Annotated in this window: 5 protein-coding genes; 3 read left to right on the top strand and 2 right to left on the bottom strand. The window is 71.9% G+C overall.

Annotation, left to right across the window (positions count from 1 at the left end):
• Both LAO51_19910 and LAO51_19905 read right to left on the bottom strand, forming a co-directional pair.
• On the bottom strand, nucleotides 1–1,297 hold a 1,297-nt coding region (locus LAO51_19910; protein ID MBZ5641011.1), incomplete at its 3' end, for an ABC transporter permease.
• Nucleotides 1,294–2,163, bottom strand: coding sequence for an ABC transporter ATP-binding protein (locus LAO51_19905; GenBank protein MBZ5641010.1), 870 nt, complete (start codon nucleotides 2,161–2,163; stop codon nucleotides 1,294–1,296). The genes LAO51_19905 and LAO51_19910, both read right to left, overlap by 4 nt.
• On the opposite strand from LAO51_19905, the gene LAO51_19900 reads away from it, so the two are divergent.
• The 3 genes from LAO51_19900 to LAO51_19890 all read left to right on the top strand — a co-directional run.
• Nucleotides 2,084–2,584: a GNAT family N-acetyltransferase gene (locus tag LAO51_19900; GenBank protein ID MBZ5641009.1), complete on the top strand. Its 501-nt coding sequence runs from the start codon at nucleotides 2,084–2,086 to the stop codon at nucleotides 2,582–2,584. The genes LAO51_19905 and LAO51_19900 overlap by 80 nt on opposite strands.
• 110 nt (nucleotides 2,585–2,694) lie before the next feature.
• Nucleotides 2,695–4,779 (top strand): thioredoxin domain-containing protein, encoded by a 2,085-nt coding sequence (locus LAO51_19895; GenBank protein MBZ5641008.1) that lies wholly within the window; start codon nucleotides 2,695–2,697, stop codon nucleotides 4,777–4,779.
• Nucleotides 4,780–4,991: 212 nt separating this feature from the next.
• The coding region (locus LAO51_19890) for a YbhB/YbcL family Raf kinase inhibitor-like protein (GenBank protein ID MBZ5641007.1) at nucleotides 4,992–5,342 on the top strand (351 nt) is incomplete at its 3' end.

Raw genomic sequence — 5,342 nt, 5'->3', positions numbered from 1 at the left:
CGAGCGCGACCCAGAACCCCGCCGAGCGCACCTCGCGCCCGACGGCGGCGAACCCGAGGGCGGCCGTGCCGAGGATCGCCCAACCCGCCGAGAACAGCCTCCCCGACGCCCGCCCCATCCGCTCGTGGAGCGCGAGTCCGGCGAGGAGCGCCCGGGAATCCCTCCGGCTCATGTCCAGCGCGGGGAGGAGCGAGCCCAGGAGCGCGCCGCCGAGGCCCGCCGCGGCCGCCAACCCGAGGATCCAAGCCGGAAGCCGCAGCGTGTCGATCCCCTCGAGGAGATAGAGGTTCGTGAGGGTCGCGCTGACCGCCTTCACGTCGGCCTCGGCCGCCCACCAGCCGATCGGCAGGCCCAGCGCGGTCCCGAGACCGCCCAGGACCAAGACCTCTCCCAGGATGATCAGGAGCACCTGCCTCGGGGTGGTCCCCAGCGAGCGGAGGAGCCCGAACTCGCGGCGCCGTCGCACCAGCGCGGCCTGGGTGCTGGCGTGAACGAGGAAGCCTCCCACGAAGAGGCTGATCAGCGAGAGCGCCGTCAGGTTCAGACGGAACGCCGAGAGGAGCGAGGCGGCCTGCCGCCGCCGCTGCTCCGGGGTCACGATCCGGACCGAGGGCCCGAGCCGCAGGGTGAGCCTCCGCGCGACCTCGTCGCGCGACGCCCCCCCGGCGAGCTTCAGGTCAACCTGGTGGACGCCCTCGGGGATGCCCAGAGCGTCTTGCGCCTGGGCGATGTCCATCACCACGAGCCGCGGGCTCGCGAGCGGGGTGATCCTCCGGAAATCCACCAGCGCCCCGACCTCGAGCCGCGCCCGTCGGGAGCCGCTCGACACCTCGAAGCGGCTTCCGACGTTCCACCCCATCTCTCGCGCCAGCGACGGGGTCACCGCCGCCCATCCCGGCGTCGCCAGCGCCGCACCGAGATCCCCCGGCGAGGTGTCCCAGGGGACGCGGATCGGCGCGAAGAGGTCGATCCCGACGATGTCGAGGTAGACCGCGGCGCATCCCTCGAGCTTCGCGACCACGCGCAGGAGCGGCCATGCGGCCTCGACCCCCGGCTCCGCCAGGACCTCGGCCACGACACGGCCCGGGATCAGCGGGACGTTGCCGAGAACGCTCAGATCCGCCTCGCCGCTCACCGCCTCGAGGCCCCCCTCGAACGCGCCCAGCGCATTCGCGTTCAGGACCTGGATGGACATCACCGACGCGACCCCCAGCGCGACGCTGAGGACGGTGAGGACGAACAAGGTCCGCCCGGCCCGGAAGTGGGCGTAGAGTCCGCCGACGAAGAACGGGATCACGGGACCTCGAGCACGCCGCTGCCGATCCGCCAGGTCTCGTCGGCCAGGGCCGCCAGCTCGCGACTGTGGGTGACGTAGATCAGCGTGCTGTCCTCCTCCTCGGCGAGGCGGAGGAGGAGGTCCATCACCTTTCGGCTGTTGTCGTCGTCCAGATTGCCGGTGGGCTCGTCGGCCAGGAGGAGACGGGGCCGGCGCAGTAGCGCGCGACAGAGGGCGACCCGTTGCATCTCCCCGCCGCTCAGCTTGCGGACCGCGTCTCCCGCGCGGCTGCCGAGGTCGACTCGGGCGAGCAGGTCCTCGGCGCGCCTCGCCGCGTCCCGCGGCGCGTCGCCCGCGATCCACGCCGGGAGCAGCACGTTGTCCCGGACCGTGAGGTGCGGCAGCAGGTGGAAGAACTGGAACACCAGGCCGATGCCGTCCCGGCGGGCCAGCGTCCTCCGGGCTTCGCTCATCCGGCCGAGGTCGCGGCCGGCCACGAGCACGGCCCCCGTCGTCGGCGTGTCGATCCCGGCCGCGAGGTGGAGGAGCGTGGACTTGCCGCTCCCGCTGCGGCCGGTGATCGCCACCTTGCGTCCCGGGGGCACCGCGAACGATGCCCCCCGCAGGGCCAAGAGGACCGCCCCGCCGTCACCCTCGTAGCGCTTCGTGACGTTCCGGAACTCGAGCGCCGCGCCGTCCAAGCCGCCTCCTCGGAGCAGAAGTGTAACCGCACCGGACGACCCGGGCCGCGGTCCGCGTCCGCGGGTTATGCTGTTCGCGGGCCGTCCGCCGGCAAGGAGCGACGCGATGCCACGATCCACGAATCCGACCGGCTTCACCGTCGAGGAGGCGACCGAGCGGGACGTCCCGCTGGTCCTGGCGCTCATCAAGGAGCTCGCGGAGTACGAGCGCCTTTCCCACGAGGTCGTCGCCACCGAGAACGGACTGCGCTCGGCTTTGTTCGGTTCGAAGCCGGCGGCGGAGTTCGTGATCGGGCGCTCGAACGGCGAGCCGGTGGGTTTCGCCCTCTACTTCCACAATTTCTCGACGTTCGTCGGCCGCCGGGGCCTGTACCTCGAGGACCTCTACGTTCGCCCGTCCGAGCGCGGGCGCGGCTTCGGTCGCGCCCTGATGGCCCACGTCGCGCGCGTGGCGCGGGAGCGGGGCTGCGAGCGGATGGAGTGGGCGGTCCTCGACTGGAACGAGCCGGCGATCGAGTTCTACCGGCGGCTCGGCGCGCTCCCGATGAGCGGTTGGACCGTCTTCCGGCTGACGGGAAACGCGCTCCTGGGGCTCGCCGCGCCCTGAGATGGCGCCGCCCCCTCCTCTGCCCGTCGACCGATAATGGATGGAAAGTGTATGATTTCGAGTCTCCCGTCCGCGTCGAGTCTCAGGCGCGGCGGCCCTGGGAAGCGAGCATGAGCGAAGTCCAGCCGCGAGATGTCCCGAGGACCAACCACCTCGCGGGACAGACGAGCCCGTACCTGCTGCAACACCTCCACAACCCGGTGGATTGGTACGCGTGGGGCCCGGAGGCGCTCGAGAAGGCTCGGCTCTCCGACCGGCCGATCTTCCTGTCCATCGGCTACTCGGCCTGCCATTGGTGCCACGTCATGGAGCGGGAGTCGTTCGAAGACGAGCGAGTGGCACGCATCCTCAACGAGCACTTCGTGGCGATCAAGGTGGACCGCGAGGAGCGCCCCGATCTGGACGCGATCTACATGAACGCGATCCAGCTCTTGACGGGCACAGGGGGATGGCCGCTCAACGTGTTCCTCACGCCCGCGCTCGAGCCGTTCTTCGGCGGAACGTATTTTCCGCCGGAGGACCGCGACGGGCGGGCAGGGCTCCTCTCGATCCTCGCCAAGGTCCACGAGGTGTGGAAGTCGCGCCGCGCCGAGATCGAGGATTCCGCGGGGAGGATGGCCCAGACCCTGCACGCCATCGGCGCCGGTGGGGCCGCGTCCTCGGGCGACGCGCGCGTCGGACGGAGAGAGATCGCCGCCGCGGCGGCCGATCTCACGGCGAGATTCGATCCCGCGTGGGGAGGCTTCGGCGGCGCCCCGAAGTTCCCCCCGCACGGCGCCCTCGCGCTGCTCCTCCGGGAGCACGCCCGCTCCCGGGAGAGCGTTCCCCTCCGGATGGTCGAGACGACGCTCGGCGCGATGGCGCTCGGCGGCACGTACGACCAGGTCGGCGGCGGGTTCGCTCGGTACAGCACCGACGAGCGCTGGCTCGTCCCCCACTTCGAGAAGATGCTCTACGATCAGGCGCTGCTCGTCCCGGTGTACGTCGACGCGTGGCTCGTCGCGCGCGAGGCGCTCTACCGGCGGGTCGTCGAGGAGACGCTCGACTTCGTCCGGCGGGAGATGACTTCGCCGGAAGGGGGTTTCCTCTCGTCGCTGGACGCGGATAGCGAGGGGCACGAGGGGCGCTACTACGTCTTTCGGCCGGACGAGGTGCGCGACGTGCTCGGCCCGGACGACGGCGCGTTCTTCTGCGGGATTTACGGGATCACCCCCGAGGGGAACTTCGACGGGCGGAGCATCCTGAACCTCGCCTCGGGCTCGCTCGCTGCGCGGGCGGAGGCCCTCGGCACCACGGAGGAGCGCCTCGTCGCCCGCCTCGCTCCGATGCGTTCCTTCCTTCTCGTCGCGAGGAGCCTGCGTTCCCGCCCCGCCACCGACGACAAGGTGCTGACCGCGTGGAACGGACTGATGATCTCCGCGTTCGCGCGGGCCCACGAGGCGCTTGGCCGACCCGAAGACCTTCGCTCCGCACGCCGGGCCGCGGACTTCGTGCTCGCGCGCCTGGCGCGCGACGGTCGGCTTCTCGCGTCCTGGCGGGACGAGAAGGCGCGGCTCAACGGGTACCTCGACGACTACGCCTTCCTCGCCAGGGGGCTGCTCGACCTCTACGAGGCGGGGTTCGCGCGCAAGTACCTCGACGCGTCCGCCCGCATCGCGAGGAGCCTCGTGGCGCGGTTCGCGGACCGCACGTGCGGCGGGTTCTTCTTCACCTCCGAGGATCACGAGACGCTGATCGCCAGGTACCGCAGCCTCCACGACGGCGCGCTCCCCTCCGGCGCCGGGGTCGCGGCGGAGACGCTCCTGAGGCTCGCGGCGCACCTCGACGACCGCGACCTCGAGGACGCGGCTCTTGGGACGATGTCCGCGTACCGGCCATCCGTCGTACGGTCGCCCTCGGCGTTCGCGTCCCTTCTGGCCGCCGCGGACTTCGCGGACGGACCGGTGCGGGAGATCGCGATCGTCGGGGACCCCGCCCGCGACGAGACGCTCGCGCTGCTCGCCGCGATCCGAGGGCGCTACCTCCCGAACCGGGTCGTCGCCCTGTGCCGGCCCGGCGAATCCGCCGCGGGGCTCCCACTCCTCGAGGGGAGGACGGAGGTCGGCGGCGCCCCGACCGCGTACGTCTGCCAGGACCGCGCCTGCGGCCCGCCGTGCACCGAGCCCGAGGCCCTGGCGCGCCAGCTCGGCGACTGACGGCGGCGGCGCCGCTTGTGCTCGCGGCCGCCCCGGTCGTACGCTCTTCGCCGAGCGCGACGCCGGGAGGGCGTGCGCCTAGGCCTGCGGAGAACGAGAGCATGCCCCGCGGAATTTCGATCCTGATCGTTCCGTTGCTGCTCCTGCTGCCGTCACCGCCCGGCGCCGGGCCGGAAATCGTGGGCCGGGCGGGCGCGAAGGAGGTCCAGACGATGGAGTTCGCCCTCAAGAGCCCGGCGTTCGAGCGCGGCGCTCGAATCCCCGTGCGCCACACCTGCGACGGCGAGGACGTGTCCCCCAGGCTCGAGTGGACCGACCCACCCGCTCTGACGCGGTCTCTCGCGCTCGTGGTCGACGATCCGGATGCGCCCGTCGGGAATTGGGTCCACTGGGTCGTGTTCGACCTTCCCGCGAGCGCCCGGATCCTGCCGGAGGGGGCCCCGAAGGACGCGAGCCTGAGGGAGCCGGCGGGGGCCATCCAGGGGAAGAACGACTTCGGAAGGCTCGGTTGGGGCGGCCCCTGCCCGCCTCCCGGCAAGCCGCATCGCTACTTCTTCAAGCTC

The sequence above is a fragment of the Terriglobia bacterium genome, from assembly GCA_020073205.1.
Taxonomy (GTDB): Bacteria; Acidobacteriota; Polarisedimenticolia; order Polarisedimenticolales; family JAIQFR01; genus JAIQFR01.
The sequence above is the reverse complement of the archived record's forward strand: the minus strand, read 5'-3'. Positions and strand labels throughout refer to the sequence as shown.